Here is a 322-nt window from a genome sequence, read left to right on the forward strand (position 1 = left end):
GCCCATACAGAAGCGCGTCGATCCTGCCGCTTTCGCTTTGCGCGCCGACTCCAGCACCTGTTCAACTTCCATCAACCGCTCGGCTTCCAGCCCGGTTTTGTAGCGCGAGCTTTGCGGGCAGTATTTGCAATCTTCCGGACAAGCTCCGGTCTTAATCGACAGCAACGTGCTGACCTGCACCTGACGAGGATCGAAATGCTGGCGATGCACCTGCTGCGCTTCAAACAGCAGATCCAGCAACGGTTTTTCAAATAATTCTGTGACTTGCGACAATGTCCAGCGTGGGCGGTGAGCCATGGGGCTTCTCCAAAACGTGTTTTTT

General features: G+C 55.0%; 1 pseudogene. It reads right to left on the reverse strand.

Features of this window, described 5'->3' with window-relative positions:
• Positions 1-297 (reverse strand): annotated as a pseudogene (locus tag V5P19_RS23205) (biotin synthase); the annotation flags it as partial.
• Positions 298-322: the final 25 nt, after the last annotated feature.

The organism is Enterobacter sp. UNJFSC 003 (assembly GCF_036903355.1).
In the GTDB taxonomy this organism is placed as follows: Bacteria; Pseudomonadota; Gammaproteobacteria; order Enterobacterales; family Enterobacteriaceae; genus Enterobacter.